Raw genomic sequence first — 19,068 nt, forward strand, 5'->3', positions numbered from 1 at the left:
TTATCCTTTCGCCGATTGCGTAAGCGCGTCCGCGACCGCGCTCATATCGGCGTCCTGCGTTGCGAACGCCGAGCCGATTCCGCGCGCGAGGATGAAGGTCAGCCGCCCGCCCGCCGCTTTCTTGTCGCCTGCCATCAGGCCGATCAAGGCCTGCGCGTCCAGCGCGGGAAAACCCGCGATGTCCGATATCGCAACGGGCAGGCCCATCCGCCGCATATGCGCGCACGCCCGCGCGGCGTCCTGTTCCGGGCAAAGCCCCATCCGGCGTGAAACGTCGAAGGCCAGCGCCATGCCGACGGCCACCGCTTCGCCATGCGCAAGCCGGTCGTCGAATCCGCACGCGGCTTCAAGCGCATGGGCGAAGGTGTGCCCGAAATTCAAGAGCGCGCGCACGCCGCCCTCGCGCTCGTCCGCCGCGACGATCGCGGCCTTGGCGCGGCATGACGTGGCGATGGCGTGGACCAGCGCGTCCTCGTTGCGCGCCAGCACGTCTTCGCCGTGCGCTTCAAGCCAGTCGAAAAACGCAGGATCGCCCAGAAAACCGTATTTGACGATTTCGGCATATCCTGCGCGCATTTCCCGCGCGGGCAGGGTGGCAAGTGTCGCGGTGTCCGCCGCCACCAGAAGCGGCTGGTGGAACGCTCCGATCAGGTTCTTGCCTGCTTCGGCGTTGATGCCGGTCTTTCCGCCGACCGAGGAATCGACCTGAGCCAGAAGCGTCGTCGGCACCTGAATGAAATCAAGGCCGCGCAGCGCGATCGCCGCCGCGAACCCCGCATGGTCGCCCACGACCCCGCCGCCGAAGGCGACGATAATGGTTTTTCTCTCCGGCTTCTGCGCCAGAATCCATGACATCGTCTCGCCCAGCGATTCCCATGTCTTGACGCCTTCGCCGCGCCCGGTGACGCGCAGGTTTTCCTTTAAAAACGCGGGCAGATGCGTCTGCGCTGCCGGATCGCACAGCGTCAGGAAACGCCGTCCGGCGAATTGCGTGCGGCAGGCGGCTTCAAGCGCCGAAAGCGCCCCCGCGCCGATCACGATGTCATAGGCGCGCCCGCCGGAAAGAGGAACGGAAACCCGTGTCGTCATGATGCCGCCATCCATGCGTTCAGCCCGGCGATGATCGCGTTCAACGCGTCGTCGCCGCACGCCCTGTCTGTTGAAACCGCGAATTGGGCGCTTTCCTCGTACCATGCCGCACGCTTTTCCATCAATGCGCGCAGGATCGCGACCGGATCGCCGCCGTTAAGCAATGGGCGCGCGGTGCTTTCGGCGCAGCGCGCGGCCAGTGTTTCCGGGCTGGCGGTAAGCCATACGGCGCAGGCGCGCCGACGCAGCGCATCCCGCATCTCCGGCGTGGCGACGATGCCGCCGCCTGCGGCGATGACGCGCGCCTCTGCATCCAAAAGCCGGTCCATCACCTGCGCTTCTTGTTTCCGGAATGCGTCTTCACCGTGCTGGGCGAAGAAATCCGCGATGCGGCATCCTTGCGCCTGCTCGAACGCGGTGTCGGCATCGCTGAAGGGCAACGCCAGCGCACGGGCCAGTTTGCGCCCAAGCTGGCTTTTGCCGGACCCCATCATGCCGATCAGGACGACCGGGCGTGCCAGCGTTTTTTCAAGCCGAGGCGGTTGCGCCACAATTCGGTCACAATTGGCGGAAATTTGCGCGTCTGGGGCCGGGCGATCTTGCATAGTGCTTTGGGTTATGCCATGAAAGGCGCGTCGAATAGAAGCATTCTGTTCAAAAACAAATATTGGGAAGAGAGATTACTATGGCTGAAGATAACAGCAAAACCTTCATCATCGGCATCGTCGTTTTCGTGCTGGTGGTGATTGGCGGCTTTGCCTTTTTTGCGAAAAAGGATGTGCCGGTTGACCAAACCCAGGCTGAAATGACAGGCGCTCCGGAAGGGGCGATGATGGCCGCGCCTGAAGCGGCTCCTGAGGCTGCTCCGGCGCCTGAGGCTGCTCCGGCTCCTGAGGCCGCTCCGGCGCCTGAGGCTGCCCCGGCTCCTGAGGCCGCTCCGGCGCCTGAGGCTGCCCCGGCTCCTGAGGCCGCTCCGGCTCCTGAGGCTGCTCCGGCTCCTGAGGCTGCTCCGGCTGAAGAAAACAAACCGGCCGCCGAATAAGGTTTTCCACATAAATATATGGCAACGCCCTGCGCTTTTCCGGCGTGGGGCGTTTCTGTTAGATAGCGATACGCATTAACCCGTTTCAGGATTTTTTCATGACTGCCCGCCGTTTTTTTTCTGGTTTTGTCGCCACTGCACTTGCCGCATTGACATTCGTGCCTTGGGCCGTCCATGCAAACGACCGCAGCTTTGAAACCCGTGGTACGCTAACCTCCGCCGCCAACGGTCAGATCGTGGGCAATGTCTGGTCGGGGTTGAGCCGGTCTGATGCGCTGCTTTTGATCGATGCGCTGCCTGCGCGCTATGCCAGCCCGGTTTATTACGATTTGGCCCGCCGCCTGCTGCTTTCCGATGCGCCGTCCCTGCCTGCCGATCCTGTAAAACAGCTGGCCAAGGGCGAAAAGGACAATGCCACGCCCGCCGATCCGACCCGACCCGACGTGCTGATCGCGCGGCTTGATAAATTATTGCAAATGGGCGCGCTGCGCGATGCGGAAAACCTGTACGACACGGTTGCGCCCGATACGCCGCAAAATTTTGATCTGGTGCTGCGTTCGCAGGAAATTCTCATGCTGCGCGGCCAGCTTTCGGCGGCATGTCTGGATTTGCAGGCGATGCAGGCCCAGCACGGCGGAAACCCGGAATGGAAGGAGTTGAACCGCCTTTGCCGTATCCAGTTCGCAAGCGGCGGCGAACGCGCGCGTCTGGTCGGCGAAAGCAAATTCATCCGCTTCCCTCAACTCAACAATTATGTGCATGGGCGCGGCCCGGGCAATCTGGCACGGCTGTCGGCGCAAGATATGGCCTTTGCCGTCGCGACCGGCCTGATCAATCCGTCGATGATCCGCAGCCTGAGCCCAAAGGCGGGGCAGATGCCGCCTTTACTGCTGTCGGTGCTGTATCAGATGGACCCTGACCAGCCCGCCCCGGAAAAGGCATGTCTGCTGATCGAGGCGGTGCGCCGCGGCATGGCCTCGACGCGCGACCTGATCACCCTGTATGAAAAACCGCATTACGATTCCAGCCTGTTGCTTGGCAGCCCCGGCGCGGTGCCGCCGCTTGGCAATGTCCATCCCTGTATGGCACCGTCCGTGCTCTATCAGCGTATCGCCTCCGCCGATTCCGGTCCCGCCGCACGTGATGCCACGATTCGTGTTGCGCTCGATTTGATGGACGATCTGCCGGATGCCGCGCTGTGGCCAATGGCATTTTACTTTAAGGATTTCCGCGTCCACGATCCGGCCAACCGCAAATATCTTTGGCGCGTCGCGCGGATCCTCGCGTACGAAAAAGGCGAATTTCCAGCCGATTGGACGCAAGGCTGGACGGCTCGCACCGACAAGGGCGCACAGGTGTCGGGCGTGGCCCCATTCTGGCCGATCGCCGCGATCATCGCGCCCGGCGCGCAACCGCCCGAAGACCTGAATATTTGGCGTGGTGAATGGCCGAACGAGGCGCGGCGCATAGCCGGCCGCGACCCAATATTGCCGCTTTTGCTGGGGCAAGCGGTGGAAGCGGGCAAAACAGGGAAAAATCCAAAGACCAACTTGCGAGATTATGACAACAAATTATCGTTGACATTTTCCAGAAGCTATGCGATGCCTTCTTATGGTTTGACGGAGCGTCTGGCTGATGTTATTGAAAAAGGACAGACAGGTCAGTCTGTCGCTCTGCTACTGATCGGATACGGTGCCATCCCGCCAGATCAGGTCATTCCACACCAGATGGCATTGGTAATAGACGGTATGAATAAAGCTGGCTTGGGGCGTTCCGCGCAACGCTTCGCGCTGGAGGTGCTGCGTTAATCGTTAACGTTAACACTTGCATCCGTTGTGGATTAGGGTAAGAAATTATAAAGTTATAAAAATTAACCTCTGTTAATTTGAGACAGACAAGGTTTAAGGAGAGTCACCATGCCGCGTCCCGGCCGCCCAGCGAAACCCAAGCAACCGCTGCACAAGCAGATCGAGGGTTTCCTCGACATGCTCATGTCCGAAAAGGGCGCGGCGCTGAACACGCGCCATGCGTATGAGCGCGACTTGATCGACGTCGAGGCGTATCTCAAACCGCGTAATATCGACATCGCCAAGGCTGCGACCCAGAACATCCGCGACTATCTGGCTGATCTTTCGCACAAACAGCACACCAAGGGCGAACAGACCGCCCAGATCGCCGTGCGCACCGTGGCGCGCCGCCTGTCGGCCCTGCGCCAGTTCTACCGTTATCTGGTTTCGGAAAACGTTCGCAAGGACGACCCGACCGCGACCATCGAATCTCCGAAACAAACCCGCACCCTGCCCAAAACTTTGAGCGAGGGCGAGGTCGGCCACCTGATCAAAACCGCCGCCGGTATGGGCGGTGCCAATTCGCAACGCTTGGTCTGCCTTCTGGAGATGTTGTACTCCACCGGCCTGCGCGTGTCCGAACTGGTCGGTCTGCCGGTATCCGCCGTCAACGATGGCGCGCAGTTCCTGATCATTGCGGGCAAAGGCGGGCGCGAGCGCATGGTGCCGCTGTCCGAGCCGGCCCAGAAAGCGCTATCCTCCTATCTTAAGATTCGTGCGCAATTCGCCGGTTCGGAAGAGGAATCGGTGCGCAACCAATGGCTGTTCCCGTCCAAGACCTCGGTTGTCGGCCACTTGACGCGCCAGCGCTTTGCGCAACTTCTTAAAGAGCTGGCGAAAGCTGCTGATATGCCTTCGGAAAAAGTGTCCCCGCACGTTCTGCGTCACGCTTTTGCGACGCATCTGTTGCGCAACGGTGCCGATCTGCGTGCGGTTCAAAAAATGCTTGGCCACGCCGACATCGCCACGACCCAGATCTATACCCACATGCTGGGCGAGGACATGAAGAAAAAAGTCTCGGAAAAACATCCGATGAACCGTCAGGCCGGGCGCTGATCCGCGCCTGTTTCGCTGTCGGTATTCTGTTTATAAAAAGGCTGGAAACGATGGAAGTTTCCAGCCTTTTTTGTTAGCGTCCTTCCGAAATCAATAGCTTGCAGGGTGATCATGAGTCTGGAATTTGAAAAACCCGTTCTTGAACTCGAAGCCAAGCTGCGTGAATTGCGCGGCAAGGCGGGGGAGCCTGGGTTCTCGGTCGCCGACGAAGTCGCGCGCATGGAAAAAAAACGCGATCGCCTGCTTAAATCCGCCTATCAGGACATCAGTCCGGACCAGCGCGTGCAGGTGGCCCGCCACCCGGAACGCCCGCATTTTCTGGACTACGCCGGGGCGCTGATCGAGGATTTCACGCCACTGGCCGGCGACCGCCTGTTCGCCGAGGACCGCGCCCTGATCGGCGGCCTTGGCCGTTTCCGTGGCCGCGCCTGCGTGATCATGGGGCAGGAGCGTGGGGCCGACACGACCAGCCGCCTGAAACACAATTTCGGCATGGCGCGGCCCGAAGGCTACCGCAAGGCGCAACGCCTGATGCAAATGGCCGACCAGTTCAGCCTGCCGGTGATTACTCTTGTCGATACGGCGGGTGCTTATCCCGGCGTCGATGCCGAGGAGCGTGGCCAGTCCGAGGCGATTGCCCGGTCGATAGAAACCTGCCTTTCCCTAGGGGTGCCGATCGTCGCCACGGTAATTGGCGAGGGCGGATCGGGCGGTGCCATCGCGATCGCCACCGCGAACAAAATTTTCATGCTGGAAAACGCGATCTATTCGGTCATCAGTCCCGAGGGATGCGCCTCCATTCTCTGGCGCGCCGCCGCGCACGCGAAGGAGGCCGCGCTGGCGCTCAAACTGACCGCGCAGGACATGCTGGCCGCCGGTCTGATCGACGACATCATTCCCGAAGGTCTGGGCGGCGCGCACCGCAACCGCGAAACCGCGATCGCCGCCGTGGGCAACAGGATTGAATCCGCCCTGCGCGAATCCGACGGCATGGACCCTGCCGCCCTGCGCCAGCAGCGCCGCGAAAAGTTTTTGGCCATGGGCCGCGCGCGGCAGGCGTAAGAGTTTTCCGCGCGGGCGCGCGGTGCGGTTCCACAACAATCCGTAGCGAAAACGCTCTACAAATGGGCTTGATTTTTGCGTACAGGGATACTATCACTGATTGTAATATATATTTTTTTCTATCGCAGATAGTGGATCATGAAGGGGGAAATCATGACAAAAACAGACATTTCCGAAGCCTCTATACAGGGAAACACACAAAAAACAGGGCTGGAAACAGGGGGTGCGTCCAGTTCCGCGCTCGTCAGCCGCAACATCACCGTATTGGGCAAGCGCACATCGATCCGGCTCGAAAGCCAGATGTGGGTGGCGCTCAAGGAAATCGCCACGCGCGAACATTGTTCGATCCATGATCTGTGTTCGCTGGTGGCCAGCCGCCGCAAACAGGATCTGTCCTTGACTGCCAGCATCCGGATTTTCCTGATGCTTTATTTCAAGGCCGCCGCGACCGAGGACGGGCACAACCGCGCGGGCCACGGCGGGCTGGACCGCATGATCGGTCGATTGATGCCGCAACCCGGGCGCCCGCGCACGGTGCCGCCGTTGGTCGACGGGCACGACGCAGGCAAGGGCGATATGCAGGTGGCCTGACCCATTACGAAAGATCACCCAAAATATTTGCCGTAAAAATTGCCAAGACGGCGTCTTTCCGCTACCCATAATGCCTGTCAGTCACAGCAGGAATACAAGGGTATGAAAGAAAACGCCGCGCCGCAGCCGCAACCGGATATCAGCCGCTTTTTCGATCCCGGCCATGCGCCGGGCGAAGATCTGGCGGTGTCAGCTGAATCTAAAGCGGCATTTTTGCGCAAATTACAGGATCTGGCCGCAGTCATAAATAATCCGGATGCTGCGGGTGCCGAAGCGTTTCAGAAACTTGAGGAATATCAGGACGAATTGCTGGAGAACGACTATCGCCTGGATCTGGACGACGGATACCAACTGGGCGGTCTTGGCACCTTCACCGAATTCCGCGAACGGACCAGCTGCCACGCCCTGATCGCGGCGGCCCAATGCTGGGACGAAGCACAGGCAACGCCGATGCATGGCGACGCCACGCTGAAAACCATCGGTGAACACCCGTGGAATCTGTACGAAGAAGCCTTCACGTGGCTATGCAGGGCAAGCCTGCCCTTGTTCGCGGATGATACCTATCGGGATTGCGGAGGCAGCCACGCTGTATTCTTCGCAACCTTGCGCGCCGCGCATTTCGATGCCGCGCGCCAAAAAATCCATCTTGCGCAGCAGCTTTTTGAAAACGGCGCCGACGATACGGCAGGCTTCAATCTGGTGAATGATGTCTATACCAAGCATCTCGACCGCTTGGGCATTAAGACGATCGAACCGCGTGAAAGCTTCTTTCTGAAAGCGGATTCGGACGACCTTGAAATGATGCTGGATGCGTTCTGTGCGGGACGCTTTCGCGCTGCGATATTGGCGATCGCGCACGAATTTCCGACGGCCGGTTTGCCGGAAGATAGCACTTCTCACAATAATGTCATCCGGCCGGCGGCATTCATGAAAAACGCAGTCGGCAAAAAATCTGAAATGCCGGGTCAGATGTCCGAGGCATGGGCGTGGAAGGTTATCGAGGCGGGGGAGTGCCTCAAGCCTTCATCAGTGGCCAACATGGATCCGCAAACCTATGACGGTTTGATTTGGCCGACCAAAGAGGGCTTTGACCTGGCATTCGATGACGCGGCCAAAACCCTGATGCGGATACTGGTCCCAAGGATCATGGCGAATGACGATGCGACGGGCGCGTCATGCGAAAAAGCCATGGACGACATCGAACGCATACGAAAACTTTACGATTACGAAGCCGCGCCGGAAAGCGCGCCGCTTGTATACCAGAGAGAAGATTTCTGGATGGAGGATGTACTCAAGGAATTTCAGTTTCGTTCCTATACGCAATTCATCAATCGTATGCGAATGGTAGAGGCGGCCGAGCGCATTCGCAATGTTATCCGGGCAGGCCAGCACCCGGTGGAACAGGTCTATGCCGATCTTGCCGAAGCCGACCGTATTCTTGAAGACGCAGGATTTCCGCTATACGACGACTCGGCGTACCGCGATCTTCAATTGGATGCCGCGACAGTGCGTGCGCTTGAACGCATGTCCGCTTCGGGGGGTGTTCTGGGCGACTGGAGCATGTTGCACGCGATCAAGTTCACCCTTGATGAAAAAATCCAGATCATCGAACGCATGCAGCGTGCGCTTGAACGGCAGGCGATTTACACGAATTCCGACAAACAGGACCCGCTGGACGATCTGCGCGCACAGATGCCGGACATGGGATATTCGATCAGCGTGCTGCAGGCCGAACAACGCCTGGCCGAAGCTTGCATCTGCATTCCTTATTCGACCGGCGCCTATGATGTGCTGGGTTTCGCCATGGAGCCGCTGGAATTGATGGACATCAATTTCATGGATCCACAGGTTCATGAATCCATGGGTATGACCGCAAAACAGGCGCGGCGTCTTGAGCGTTGGCACGATGCGCTTGTGATTGCCGAGGATTGGCTGGACGTCGCGGACCAAGAAAAACTTCCTATCGAGCGTTTTGAAATTATCCGCGATCTGGCGGAAAGCCTGAAAAAAATCGACAAAATTACAAAAAAATTGCTCAAGCGCCGGCTTAAAGAAGCGGATACGGCCGCGCGTTTCGATGTCTTGATCAAAGATGTTTGTGGGGCTCTTTATAATCAGTGCATCGCGGACCTGAAAAAAGCCGAAGGCAATGACGCAGAACTGGTTACCGTTTACGCAACGCTTAGGGAGTGCCTGACCTTTGCTAATCCCAAGGCGCTGGAGGAGCCGTACACTTTCCGCCGCATGACAGGCCGGGATCTGGCGGAGTTTCAGGCAGATATGCGCGCTCTGGAGGAGCGAACCAAGACATGGTTCGACATGGACGCCTTTGTCGAAAGCCATAAACCGGATTTCGACCCGGCTGCCCTGTATGCTGGGGCAAGGAAAGAGGAAAATGCGGGCGCGCGTGCATTTGAGATACTGGCATCCTCTGGCGCGACATCGCGCCGTTACGGGCTTTCATTGCCGCAGGCGTTGGGGCTGAATGGGGTGGAGCTCGAAAAATTTCTTAACCACAATGCGTTTCTGGCGGCGCGTGATGAATTAAAAAAAGGTTTTGATGCGCGCAAGCGGCCAGTAGCCGTGGGGATGCCGGATGAGCGTCCGTTGACGCATGTGGTGGCCGCGCATGACTGGGTTCTGCGTTCGACTTTTGCGCTGGCGACGAACAGGCCCTGGCTGGAGGCCGGTATGAGCGATCGCAGGCAGTTTATGGATACCTTGCGCGCGTCCAAACGGGATTTTCTAGCCCAGCTTGAAGATGTTTGCTTGCGAGGCCGGGATTCGATCCCCCCGCAACGATATATCGAGTATCTGCAAAGCCTGTATGTCTTGTACGAGCAAATGGATATAAGACAGCCACGCATATCAGTGGATGAAATGCGCGCCGCCATTCGCGATTATGGGTTTGCCGCATGCCAAAATGTCATAAATCAAAATAAATCGCATTCTGCGCGCTACCGCGCCTTCGTCGGAATTTATGATTTTTCCATGATGGTTGGCGCAAATGATTTTGGTGTCGGCAATCAGGCGCGCGTTCTGGATACCCAGTATATCCAGTTGACCGCGGCGCGTGTTCGATCTGCGTTGGAGATGTTCTCTCGGCATGCGGGGTCGCCTGCGCGCTGGGTATGGATGGCGTCGGCCCTGAAAAAAATCATCAATCGTCTGCCGCCACAGCTGCATGCCCATATGAACGAGGCATTTCAGGAACAGGGCTTCCGTGATTTCGCAAGTTTCGCGTTCTTTGCGGCTGATCTGCGGATTCGGCAGATTGTCGACCGGCTGTCTTCCATCGAGAACATGTCAGATGACAAAACCGGAGAGCCGCGCCTGCATCTGGAGATTATGCAGGAATTCCTGCGATTGGATCACATTGTTTCTCAGGATTTGATGTCGCGTTATGACGTCGCGCTGGTGGTGAAGTCGATGAACAAGTCGACTGGCCAGCTGCGTTTGCTGCGCCTGAGCGCCGAGGAAGTCGCGGCGCCGGTTTTCCTGCAATTGACGATGGACCCTTCGCTGCCCCTGCAGGAGCGCAGTAACAGGATCTTGGCGGCCCAGCATTTTGATCTTTCTTTCGATCTTGGGGATGCGCCAATGGTCAAGCTTCTCCAACGTTACGAAGCCAATCGTCGTCAAACGCTCAGACGCATGGCGGCCAGCCACTTTTCTTTTGCGGCGCTTGGTGAAAAGCCAGGCAGTTTGGTTCCCGCGACGGTTGATGGGGTTGAAACATTGCGCCTGATCGATGGCGCGCCTGTTGCCGCTGCGGAATATCGAAAAATGGGCTTTGGTCACGACGAGGCGGCCGAAATGGTCGATATGGCCTGTTGCGTCGATAGCTACGTGTCCCTGGGATTGCTGCGCGACAAGGCAAAGGGGGATGATAGGGGCTACTTGCTCGCGGCGCTGGGTACATATCTGCGCGGTCTGGAAACCGCGAAACTACCTCCGGATGCATCGAAAACCGCAATCAGGCTTGGCTTTGAATCGGCTTCGGCGCATCAACAGGAAATCGATCCGCTGGTAATCGTGGCGCTTAAGACATTGCGCGCGCAGACGGAAGAATACCTGGCACAGGGCGATAAAGATGGCGCGCGGAAAAAAATAGACGCCATGACCTTCATCATGGATCGCTGGCCGCTGGAGCCGCGCTATGACGTGGGTGATATGACCTTGCTGGGGTTGTGGACGCGCGAAACGATCGAACGGGCAAAGCCGTCGTTATCCGCGCGCGTTCCGTGATCTTACGCCGCGCGGATTTTGTCGCGCAGATAGGCGGGGACCGAATCCATCGCGATGCGTTCCTGCGCCATGGTGTTGCGCTCGCGCACTGTTACGGTGCCGTCGGTCACGGTCTGGTCGTCGATGGTGAAACAGAACGGCGTGCCGATTTCATCCTGCCGCGCGTAACGCTTGCCGATATTCTGCTTGATGTCCAGATCGACCGCGAATTCCTCGCGCAGCGCCATATACAGCTTTTGCGCCAGCGCGGGATGATCGCCCTTCGCCGTCAACGGCAGGATCGCGGCCTTTTTCGGCGCGATCGCCGGATGAAAGTTCAGATACACGCCGGACGGGCGTGATGGGTCAAGCGTATATGCCTCGCACAAAAGCGCCAGAACCCCGCGCGTCAGGCCCGCCGCCGGTTCGATGACATGCGGCACGAAACGTTCGTTGGTCACGGGGTCGAAATAATCCAGCTTCTGGCCCGAATGCTGCGTATGCTGCGTCAGGTCGTAATCGGTGCGATAAGCGATTCCCTCCAGCTCGCCAAAACCCGGCGCGGTGAACGGAAACCGGTATTCGATGTCGAACGTGCCTTTGGAATAGAACACCAGCTCGTCCGCGCCATGTTCGCGCAGCAAAATGTTGTCGCCCGAAAGACCGATGGATTCCCAAAATTTCCGGCGTTCGGCCTTCCAGAAATCGAACCACGTTTTTGCATCCTTGGGATGGCAGAAGAATTCCATCTCCATCTGCTCGAACTCGCGCGAACGGAAGATGAAATTCCGTGGGTTGACCTCGTTGCGAAAGGCCTTGCCGATCTGCGCGATGCCGAACGGCACGCGCACGCGGGAGGAATCGACCACGTTCTTGAAGTTGATGAAAATGCCCTGCGCCGTCTCGCCGCGCAGATAGGCGACGTTGTCGTCCGACGCCACGGCGCCGATCTTGGTTTCGAACAGCAGGTTGAACGCCTTGGGCTCGGTCAGTGTGCCGGGCTCTTTCGCATCGGGGCCGACGATCTTGCCGTAATCGGAAAACGGAATGGCATTCAGCGCCTTGCGCGTAAAATCCGGTTCCGCGCGGCCCTTGCCGAATTTTTTGATGCGCGAAGGTGTAACGCCGTCTTCGTCCGATTGCGGCACGGCCAGCCATGCGCCCTGACCGTCGTTCGGCACCAGCACGTCCAGATGGTCTTCGCGGTATCGCTTCTTGGTTTCGCGGCAATCCACCATCGGGTCGGCGAAGCCGCCGACATGGCCGGATGCGACCCAGACCTTCGGGTTCTGGATGATCGCGGAATCAAGGCCGACAATCTCGATCGGCTCGCCGTCCGGGCCGATGGGGGGGCACAACACCATCGCCTTCCACCACAAATCGCGCAGATTGTTTTTCAGCTCGACGCCCAGCGGACCGTAATCCCAGAAACCGTTGATGCCGCCGTAAATATCGGACGCGCCAAAGATGAAGCCGCGCCGCTTGCACAGCGCGACGATGTCCTTCATCAGCTCGGTCGGAGTTTTGGTTTCAGGAGTGGCGGGGGTGGAATCGGATTTGGCGGCGGCGGTCATGACACGTCGTTTCGTTGGGGTCTTTGAAAGGGAATTAAACAGAAAAAGGCGGGAAAGGAAAGGGATCGGCGCTACTGCGCCCCGCCGCCCTGCCGTAACAGGCCCTGAACGTAGCTGTCGTTGATGCGGTCGTCCTGAATCTGGCGCGAGAGTTCATATGACGCAGGCGGCTTGTAGACGTACTGGACCTTGGGTGCGGCCTGCGCGTCCTTGGCGTCTTGTGCCGCGTAAGGCGCGCCGATGGAAATCGCAAGATCCGATCCGTCGACCACGCCGTCATGGTTAAGGTCTTGCAGGTTATCGGTGCTTGGCACGCCGGATGCGCCCGTATTGCCTGTATTGCCGGGGAAATCCTTGGCCGACATCTGGCTAAGATACGCGGCATCGTCCTGCGACATCTGGGATGCGGCAACGCTGGCGCGGCCGTTCTGCACGTTGGACTGGCTTTTGACGATCTGACCGACGCTCTGATTGTTAATATTCTGGCCGTTGACGTACATCTGCGCCCCCGCCGAGTGTGCGGCGGGAAGGGCTGCCGACAACGAGAGCGCGGCGAAAAGAAGGGTTTTACGGACCATGCCCGCACGGTAGCATGGTTTTTATGGACAACCAAGATATTCGCGTCATCCACCTGAAATCGCATGATATCGAACGCGCGGCGCGGTTTTTCAATTACGACCGCACCGGCTATGACGACCGGGCCCTGCGCGAGTGCATGGCACAGGGGGCATGGGGGGTGCTGTTGGCCGAAACCGCCGATGGTGTGGATATCGGGGGCTGTTACCTTAACTGGGTGCCGAAATACCCGCTTTACCGCCGTCTGGAACTACCGGAATTACAGGATTTACGCGTATCGCCGGATTGGCGCCGCCGCGGTGTCGCCACCCGCCTGATCGCAACGTGCGAGGATATGGCGCGTGGCGGCGGCGCTCGCGGCATGGGCTTGTCGGTCGGCCTGTATGCTGATTACGGCCCGGCCCAGCGCCTTTACACGAAACTAGGCTACGTGCCGGACGGGCAGGGCGTGACCTATGACCGTGTGGCCGTCGTCCCCGGCGCGCGCCACCCGGTCGACGACGATTTGACCCTGATGCTCCTTAAATTTTTTTGAAAGCCGGTTCCGGACGGTCTAGAGTCGCCCTTGAATCCAACCGGGGAAAGAAACATGGCGCAGAAATGGGTATACGGCTTCGGCGGCGGCAAGGCTGACGGCGAGGCGTCGATGAAAAACCTGTTGGGCGGCAAGGGCGCGAATCTGGCCGAGATGTCGGCGATCGGCCTGCCCGTTCCCCCCGGTTTTACCATCACGACCGAGGTCTGCACGCATTTCTACGCCCATGATCGCGCCTATCCGCAAGGGTTGGAGGATCAGGTCGCTTCGGCCCTCGGCGCGGTCGAACAACAGGTCGATTGCGCCTTTGGCGATGCGCGCAAGCCGCTTTTGGTTTCCGTGCGTTCGGGCGCGCGCGCCTCGATGCCGGGGATGATGGATACGGTGCTTAATCTCGGCCTCAACGACGAAACCGTCGCGGGGCTGGCTGCCGGATCGGGGGATGAACGTTTCGCGTGGGATTCCTATCGCCGCTTTATCCAGATGTATTCCAACGTCGTGCTGGATATCCCGCATCATGATTTCGAGGATATCCTCGACACCGCCAAGCGCCGCCTGAACCTGACGCAGGATACCCAGCTTTCGGCCAAAAACTGGCAATCCGTGGTCGCGGAATACAAGGCGCTGGTCAAACAGCGCCTTGGCCGCGATTTCCCGCAGGATCCGAAGGAACAGCTTTGGGGCGCGATCGGCGCGGTGTTCAAAAGCTGGATGACACCGCGCGCGGTGACCTACCGTTCGATTCACAACATTCCACAGGACTGGGGCACCGCCGTGAATGTTCAGGCGATGGTCTTCGGCAACATGGGTGACGATTGCGCGACCGGCGTTGCCTTCACCCGCGACCCGTCCACGGGCGAAAACGTTTTTTACGGCGAATATCTGGTGAACGCGCAGGGCGAGGACGTGGTCGCCGGCATCCGCACGCCGCAGCAACTGACCATCGACGCGAAAAAGCGCGAGGGCGGCACATTGCCCGCGATGGAGGAGGTCATGCCCGGCGTCTTCAAACAGCTCAACGACGTCCGCCTGACCTTGGAAAAACATTACCGCGACATGCAGGACATCGAATTCACGGTGCAAAAAGGGCATCTTTACATGCTGCAAACCCGCACCGGAAAACGCACGGCCGCCGCCGCGGTCAAGGTCGCGGTCGATATGGTGGCGGAAGGTCTGATTTCGGAATCCGAAGCGGTCTTGCGCGTCGATCCCGCAAGCCTGGATCAATTGCTGCACCCGACTTTGGACCCGAAGGCGAAAAAGGATGTGGTGGCCAAGGGCCTGCCCGCCAGCCCCGGCGCGGCGACGGGGCGCATCGTGTTCACGGCGGACGAGGCCGAGGCGTGGGCCAAGCGCGGCGAATCCGTGCTGCTGGTCCGGGTTGAAACCAGCCCCGAGGATATTCACGGTATGCACGCGGCTGCGGGCATTTTGACCAGCCGCGGCGGCATGACCAGCCACGCGGCGGTGGTCGCGCGCGGCATGGGCCGTCCCTGCGTCGCGGGCGCGGGCAGCCTGTTGATCGACGCGCGCGGCAAGACCATGAAAATCGGCGACCGCGAACTGCGCGAGGGTGACACCATCACCATCGACGGCGGCGCCGGCACGGTGATGCTGGGCGCGGTGCCCACGGTTCAGGCCGAACTTTCGGGCGATTTCGCCAAATTGATGCAATGGGCCGACGCGGCGCGCCGGATGCAGGTGCGCGCCAATGCCGAAACCCCGGACGACGCCGCGACCGCGCGCCACTTTGGGGCGCAGGGCATCGGCCTGTGCCGGACCGAGCACATGTTCTTCGACCCCAACCGCATCCAGCGCGTGCGCGAAATGATTTTCGCCGAGGACGTGGCGGGCCGCAAAGCCGCGCTTGCGCATCTCGCCCCGATGCAAAAGGGCGACTTCAAGGCGCTGTTCAAAATCATGCTCGGCCTGCCGGTAACGGTGCGCCTGCTTGATCCGCCCTTGCACGAATTCCTGCCGCATGCCGACGCCGATGTCGCGGCTTTTGCGGCGACGGCGGGTATCCCCGAAAAACGCGTGCGCCAGCGCCTTGCGCAATTGCACGAGGCGAACCCGATGCTGGGCCATCGCGGCTGCCGCCTTGGCATCACCTATCCGGAAATCTATGAAATGCAGGTCCGCGCGATTTTCGAGGCCGCAAGGGAAACCGAGGCCGGGGAAGGCAAGACCGTAACCCCCGAAGTGATGATTCCGCTGATCGCGACGCGCAAGGAGCTTTCGATTCTCAAAGCCATGACCGACCGTGTCGCGGCCGAGGTGGGCATCAACAATTACAGCGTCGGCACGATGATCGAACTGCCGCGCGCCGCGCTGATGGCAGGTGACATCGCGCAGGATGCCGCGTTCTTCTCCTTCGGCACCAACGATTTGACCCAGACCACGCTGGGCCTTTCGCGCGACGACGCGGGCAATTTCCTGCCCGCCTATCAAGACGCGGGCATATTCGCGCGCGACCCGTTCGCCAGCCTTGATCAGGACGGCGTGGGCCAGCTTGTCGAAATCGGTGTCGAACGCGGACGCAAAACCCGCCCCGACCTCAAGGTCGGCATTTGCGGCGAACACGGCGGCGACCCGGACTCGATCGGCTTTTTTGAAAAGGCGGGGCTCGATTACGTTTCCTGCTCGCCCTACCGTGTGCCCATCGCGCGTCTGGCCGCGGCGCAGGCGGCAATCCGGGCGGGATCGGCAAAAGTCGCGCCGCTCAAGAAAGCCGCGAACGGCTGACCCCGGCATAAATTTGCATAACACATAAGTTGTTTGCTAGGGATGGACAGGCAAGCAAAGAGAGGGTCCATGCGCCTGAAATCCGCTATTTTTAACACGGTGGCCGTTGGCGGTCTGCTGGCAACTTTGGTGGGCGCGGCCTATCAGGTGCAACCGGGCATCCATGCAATTTCGCACATGCTCGATAACGGGCTGTACGACACGCTGCGTGCCGTGCCGGGCAGCGAACGCACGACAAGCGCGCGTCTTGCCATCCTGATGCGTCAGCAGGAAGGGCGCATCGCACGCGACCGCTTTCTGGGACTGGACCGTCTGGGCTACGGCGCAAAAGCGGAAATCGGCGCGAACGAATTGCGCAACGCCGGTATTGATCCCACCAACGACACAGTCCGCGCACAAATGCACAAAACTGGCTTCGTCATCTCGTAAAAATTGGCAACAAAAATCACAGGCGACAAAATGAATACCCTAACAAAGTTTTTAAAGATTACCTCGGCGTACGATGCGTGGATGAAAATGCAGCATCAAGAGGCTGAGCGGCGCAGGCAGGCGCGCGATGCGCAATTGGCCGACATCAATACGCCCCTTGGCAAAAAGGGCAGTTTCTCGCCGTTCGCGCAACTCGTTATGCAAGATCAAAGCATGATTACTGATGCGCTCATGGAAACATTATCGGCAACCCTGCGTGGAGATGCCGGAGCGATAGAAACTCTGGATCGTAAAGACGCCATTGCCTGTGTGCACGATCTGCGATGGGCGTGGCAGACTGCCGCCGATGCCGCGAAGACGCCAGCCGGTACGAAGTCGAAAACGGCTTTGGTCGACGCGCTGTTTGGCATCGCTGAAAACCGGGAAACATCCATGGAAGATCGTTGCGAAGCACTCAAAGTGGCCAATAATACCTTCCTCTCCTTGGGGTCTGGATTGGCTGTGTTTCCTTTGGAAAAAGCGCGCGTAAGCGCATTGGCGTCCGGCCTGATGGATGAAATTGAGGCCAAACACAGGACGGCGAACGGATGGACCCGCATTCACGGAGAAACCGGCGACACGATGGCTGCTGCCCATGCATTGAATATTCTGGTCACTGGTGGTTATCGCTATGAGCGCGCCGATTTCGATCTTGGCGCACGCTTCGCGGGGATCATGGAGAACGTATCCGGATGGGGAAACCGCGCTCTTGATATTGCGCGGCAAACGCACGGACGCCAACTGGATGAACGTTTTAAACGGGCGTTTGGTTTTGTGCCCCACGATTCCATGGGCATGAAAAACGCGTGATTGCCCGCCTAAAACGTGCCTGATTTGCGCATCGGGTTCCGATGCGCTACCTAAAAGCGTATGGAAATCAGGCGCTTTTTCATCGACGCGGAATTCAACGACGAAATCGGCGATTGCCGGATCGAGCCGATCAGCCTCGCGCTGGTGCCCGACGACGATGCCGCGCGCGAATTCTATGCGGTTTCCAGCGAATTCAGCGAAGGCGCGGCCCATGGCTGGTTGCGCATGCACGTCCTGCCCAAACTGCCCCCGCGCGGCGAACGTCTGACGCTTGCCGAAATCCGCGACGACATCAGCACCTATTTCAACGCCTGCGCGCCCATAAACGGGCAGGATGCCAAGCTGGAATTCTGGGGCAAGAATATCGGCATGGACATGGCGGTGCTGGGCCTGATCTTCGGCGGTCTGTCGAAATTCTATGCCGCCGTCGGCGCCTGCGGCTTCAAACGGTCGTACTTCAACGATTCCGACATGTTGCGCACCCGGCTTTACGAACAGGGCGTCAAACCGCCCTTCAGCCACATCCCCGATGCCGAACGGCACATGGCGCTTCTGGATGCGCGCCAGGAACGCGCCGAATACAGGATGATGAAGGCGCTGCTGGGTTAGCTGTCGCCATCCGTCATCGGGACGATGCCCATGCGCGCCGCGGCGGATAATTGGTCGTGGCGCAGCACGGCCAGCCCCAGATCGCCCTCGTGCGAGCGCATTTCGCCGATCAGGTCGCCTTCCGGCGTCACGATGTCGGTAAAGGCGGGCAGAGCCTCGCCCGCAATCCGCACCGCATACAGCCCCTTTTTGGCCAGTCCCCGGTGGTGCATCCGGCTGGTCAACTCCTGCCCCAGATAACATCCCTTGGCGTAAGAAACGCCGTTGAGCCGGTCGAGCCCGATATCCGCCGCCGTATCCTCGCCCCATGCGATATCGCGCCCGCCGCATGGGATTTTGCGCCCAATGCACAACCGATGATAGAATTTGAAATCGGCTTTTTCAAGGGCAGTTAATTCATTTAAATCAGATGGTTGAAAGATAATGTTCCGGTACACGCCGGGCAGGGGTCGCGGGTCCGCCCATAAATTTTGAAACACCGCCGGCACCTCGTCGCCCCACGCCGCAACCACGCGCAAGGGGGCATAATCGATGACAATTTCGCGCCGCAACCGATAACGCGCCAGTGTCGCCGCCAGCCGTTCGCCGCGTACCGCATCGCATTCAAGAAGCACGCCATCATCCTGCGGATAAACGAAAAAATCGTGTTCTAACCGTCCCTGCGCATTCAAAAGCGCGGCGTATGAGATTCCTGTCGGACCGCCGATCAAATCCTGCGTCACCAGCGCCTGTAAAAAACCGCGCGCCTCGGCCCCGCGAACCGACACACCGATGCGATCTTCCAGCAATGTGTAATAACCCTTTGTCATCGCATGTCGTTTATAGCATGTTTGCCCG

The 19,068-nt window shown here is 59.4% G+C and carries 16 protein-coding genes; 11 read left to right on the forward strand and 5 right to left on the reverse strand.

All coding sequences use genetic code 11. From position 1 onward, the window contains the following. Positions 1 to 1,089, reverse strand: coding sequence for a 3-dehydroquinate synthase (locus H6866_07960; GenBank protein USO08631.1), 1,089 nt, complete (start codon positions 1,087 to 1,089; stop codon positions 1 to 3). Next, positions 1,086 to 1,640 carry a shikimate kinase gene (locus H6866_07965; protein USO07347.1) on the reverse strand — a complete coding sequence of 185 codons (555 nt, stop codon included), beginning with the start codon at positions 1,638 to 1,640 and terminating at the stop codon, positions 1,086 to 1,088. Before H6866_07965 ends, H6866_07960 begins: the two co-directional genes overlap by 4 nt. Positions 1,641 to 1,774: 134 nt before the next feature. Here H6866_07965 and H6866_07970 point away from each other — a divergent pair, with 134 nt between their 5' ends. From H6866_07970 to H6866_07995, 6 genes are all read left to right on the forward strand, one after another. Next, on the forward strand, positions 1,775 to 2,131 hold the full coding sequence (locus tag H6866_07970) for a hypothetical protein (GenBank protein USO07348.1): 357 nt from the start codon (positions 1,775 to 1,777) through the stop codon (positions 2,129 to 2,131). 98 nt (positions 2,132 to 2,229) lie between these two features. Continuing rightward, positions 2,230 to 3,939, forward strand: coding sequence for a hypothetical protein (locus tag H6866_07975; GenBank protein USO07349.1), 1,710 nt, complete (start codon positions 2,230 to 2,232; stop codon positions 3,937 to 3,939). Positions 3,940 to 4,047: 108 nt separating this feature from the next. After that, on the forward strand, positions 4,048 to 5,034 hold the full coding sequence (locus H6866_07980; protein ID USO07350.1) for a site-specific tyrosine recombinase XerD: 987 nt from the start codon (positions 4,048 to 4,050) through the stop codon (positions 5,032 to 5,034). 108 nt (positions 5,035 to 5,142) lie between these two features. Beyond that, complete coding sequence (locus tag H6866_07985; protein ID USO08632.1) at positions 5,143 to 6,096, forward strand: acetyl-CoA carboxylase carboxyltransferase subunit alpha; 954 nt, start codon at positions 5,143 to 5,145, stop codon at positions 6,094 to 6,096. Between the two features lie 153 nt (positions 6,097 to 6,249). After that, positions 6,250 to 6,687, forward strand: coding sequence for a ribbon-helix-helix domain-containing protein (locus H6866_07990; protein ID USO07351.1), 438 nt, complete (start codon positions 6,250 to 6,252; stop codon positions 6,685 to 6,687). 102 nt (positions 6,688 to 6,789) lie between these two features. Continuing rightward, positions 6,790 to 10,935, forward strand: coding sequence for a hypothetical protein (locus H6866_07995; protein ID USO07352.1), 4,146 nt, complete (start codon positions 6,790 to 6,792; stop codon positions 10,933 to 10,935). A 2-nt stretch (positions 10,936 to 10,937) separates the two neighbouring features. Here H6866_07995 and H6866_08000 read toward each other — a convergent pair whose 3' ends face one another. Together H6866_08000 and H6866_08005 are read right to left on the reverse strand one after the other, a co-directional pair. Beyond that, on the reverse strand, positions 10,938 to 12,422 hold the full coding sequence (locus H6866_08000) for a glycine--tRNA ligase (protein ID USO08633.1): 1,485 nt from the start codon (positions 12,420 to 12,422) through the stop codon (positions 10,938 to 10,940). Positions 12,423 to 12,559: 137 nt separating this feature from the next. Then, on the reverse strand, positions 12,560 to 13,066 hold the full coding sequence (locus tag H6866_08005; protein USO07353.1) for a hypothetical protein: 507 nt from the start codon (positions 13,064 to 13,066) through the stop codon (positions 12,560 to 12,562). Positions 13,067 to 13,089: 23 nt separating this feature from the next. On the opposite strand from H6866_08005, the gene H6866_08010 reads away from it, so the two are divergent. The 5 genes from H6866_08010 (at position 13,090) to H6866_08030 (ending at position 18,231) form a co-directional block, all read left to right on the forward strand. Continuing rightward, complete coding sequence (locus tag H6866_08010; GenBank protein USO07354.1) at positions 13,090 to 13,599, forward strand: GNAT family N-acetyltransferase; 510 nt, start codon at positions 13,090 to 13,092, stop codon at positions 13,597 to 13,599. 54 nt (positions 13,600 to 13,653) lie between these two features. Next, complete coding sequence (locus tag H6866_08015; GenBank protein ID USO07355.1) at positions 13,654 to 16,344, forward strand: pyruvate, phosphate dikinase; 2,691 nt, start codon at positions 13,654 to 13,656, stop codon at positions 16,342 to 16,344. A gap of 69 nt (positions 16,345 to 16,413) precedes the next feature. Next, a complete protein-coding gene (locus H6866_08020) occupies positions 16,414 to 16,773 on the forward strand; it encodes a hypothetical protein (GenBank protein USO07356.1) in 360 nt (119 codons plus the stop codon). Between the two features lie 30 nt (positions 16,774 to 16,803). Beyond that, the gene (locus H6866_08025; protein USO07357.1) at positions 16,804 to 17,622 is read left to right on the forward strand and encodes a hypothetical protein; all 819 of its coding nucleotides are present in this window, start codon (positions 16,804 to 16,806) and stop codon (positions 17,620 to 17,622) included. A gap of 60 nt (positions 17,623 to 17,682) precedes the next feature. Further along, positions 17,683 to 18,231: a hypothetical protein gene (locus tag H6866_08030; protein USO07358.1), complete on the forward strand. Its 549-nt coding sequence runs from the start codon at positions 17,683 to 17,685 to the stop codon at positions 18,229 to 18,231. On the opposite strand, the gene H6866_08035 is transcribed toward H6866_08030, so the two are convergent. Further along, a complete protein-coding gene (locus tag H6866_08035) occupies positions 18,228 to 19,040 on the reverse strand; it encodes a folate-binding protein YgfZ (GenBank protein USO07359.1) in 813 nt (270 codons plus the stop codon). The two genes, H6866_08030 and H6866_08035, sit on opposite strands and share 4 nt — an antisense overlap. Between the last annotated feature and the right edge of the window lie 28 nt (positions 19,041 to 19,068).

This window comes from Rhodospirillales bacterium, from assembly GCA_023898805.1.
Lineage (GTDB): Bacteria > Pseudomonadota > Alphaproteobacteria > Micavibrionales > UBA1664 > UBA6145.

Bases quoted from the DNA above. Each gene is read 5' to 3' on its own strand.
- H6866_08015 (USO07355.1), top strand. From the start codon at position 13,654: ATGGCGCAGAAATGGGTATACGGCTTCGGCGGCGGCAAGGCTGACGGC.
- H6866_07975 (USO07349.1), top strand. From the start codon at position 2,230: ATGACTGCCCGCCGTTTTTTTTCTGGTTTTGTCGCCACTGCACTTGCC.
- H6866_08000 (USO08633.1), bottom strand. From the start codon at position 12,422: ATGAAGGACATCGTCGCGCTGTGCAAGCGGCGCGGCTTCATCTTTGGC.
- H6866_08035 (USO07359.1), bottom strand. From the start codon at position 19,040: ATGACAAAGGGTTATTACACATTGCTGGAAGATCGCATCGGTGTGTCG.
- H6866_08020 (USO07356.1), top strand. From the start codon at position 16,414: ATGCGCCTGAAATCCGCTATTTTTAACACGGTGGCCGTTGGCGGTCTG.
- H6866_07990 (USO07351.1), top strand. From the start codon at position 6,250: ATGACAAAAACAGACATTTCCGAAGCCTCTATACAGGGAAACACACAA.
- H6866_07970 (USO07348.1), top strand. From the start codon at position 1,775: ATGGCTGAAGATAACAGCAAAACCTTCATCATCGGCATCGTCGTTTTC.
- H6866_08025 (USO07357.1), top strand. From the start codon at position 16,804: ATGAATACCCTAACAAAGTTTTTAAAGATTACCTCGGCGTACGATGCG.
- H6866_08010 (USO07354.1), top strand. From the start codon at position 13,090: ATGGACAACCAAGATATTCGCGTCATCCACCTGAAATCGCATGATATC.
- H6866_07980 (USO07350.1), top strand. From the start codon at position 4,048: ATGCCGCGTCCCGGCCGCCCAGCGAAACCCAAGCAACCGCTGCACAAG.
- H6866_07960 (USO08631.1), bottom strand. From the start codon at position 1,089: ATGACGACACGGGTTTCCGTTCCTCTTTCCGGCGGGCGCGCCTATGAC.
- H6866_07995 (USO07352.1), top strand. From the start codon at position 6,790: ATGAAAGAAAACGCCGCGCCGCAGCCGCAACCGGATATCAGCCGCTTT.
- H6866_08005 (USO07353.1), bottom strand. From the start codon at position 13,066: ATGGTCCGTAAAACCCTTCTTTTCGCCGCGCTCTCGTTGTCGGCAGCC.
- H6866_08030 (USO07358.1), top strand. From the start codon at position 17,683: ATGGAAATCAGGCGCTTTTTCATCGACGCGGAATTCAACGACGAAATC.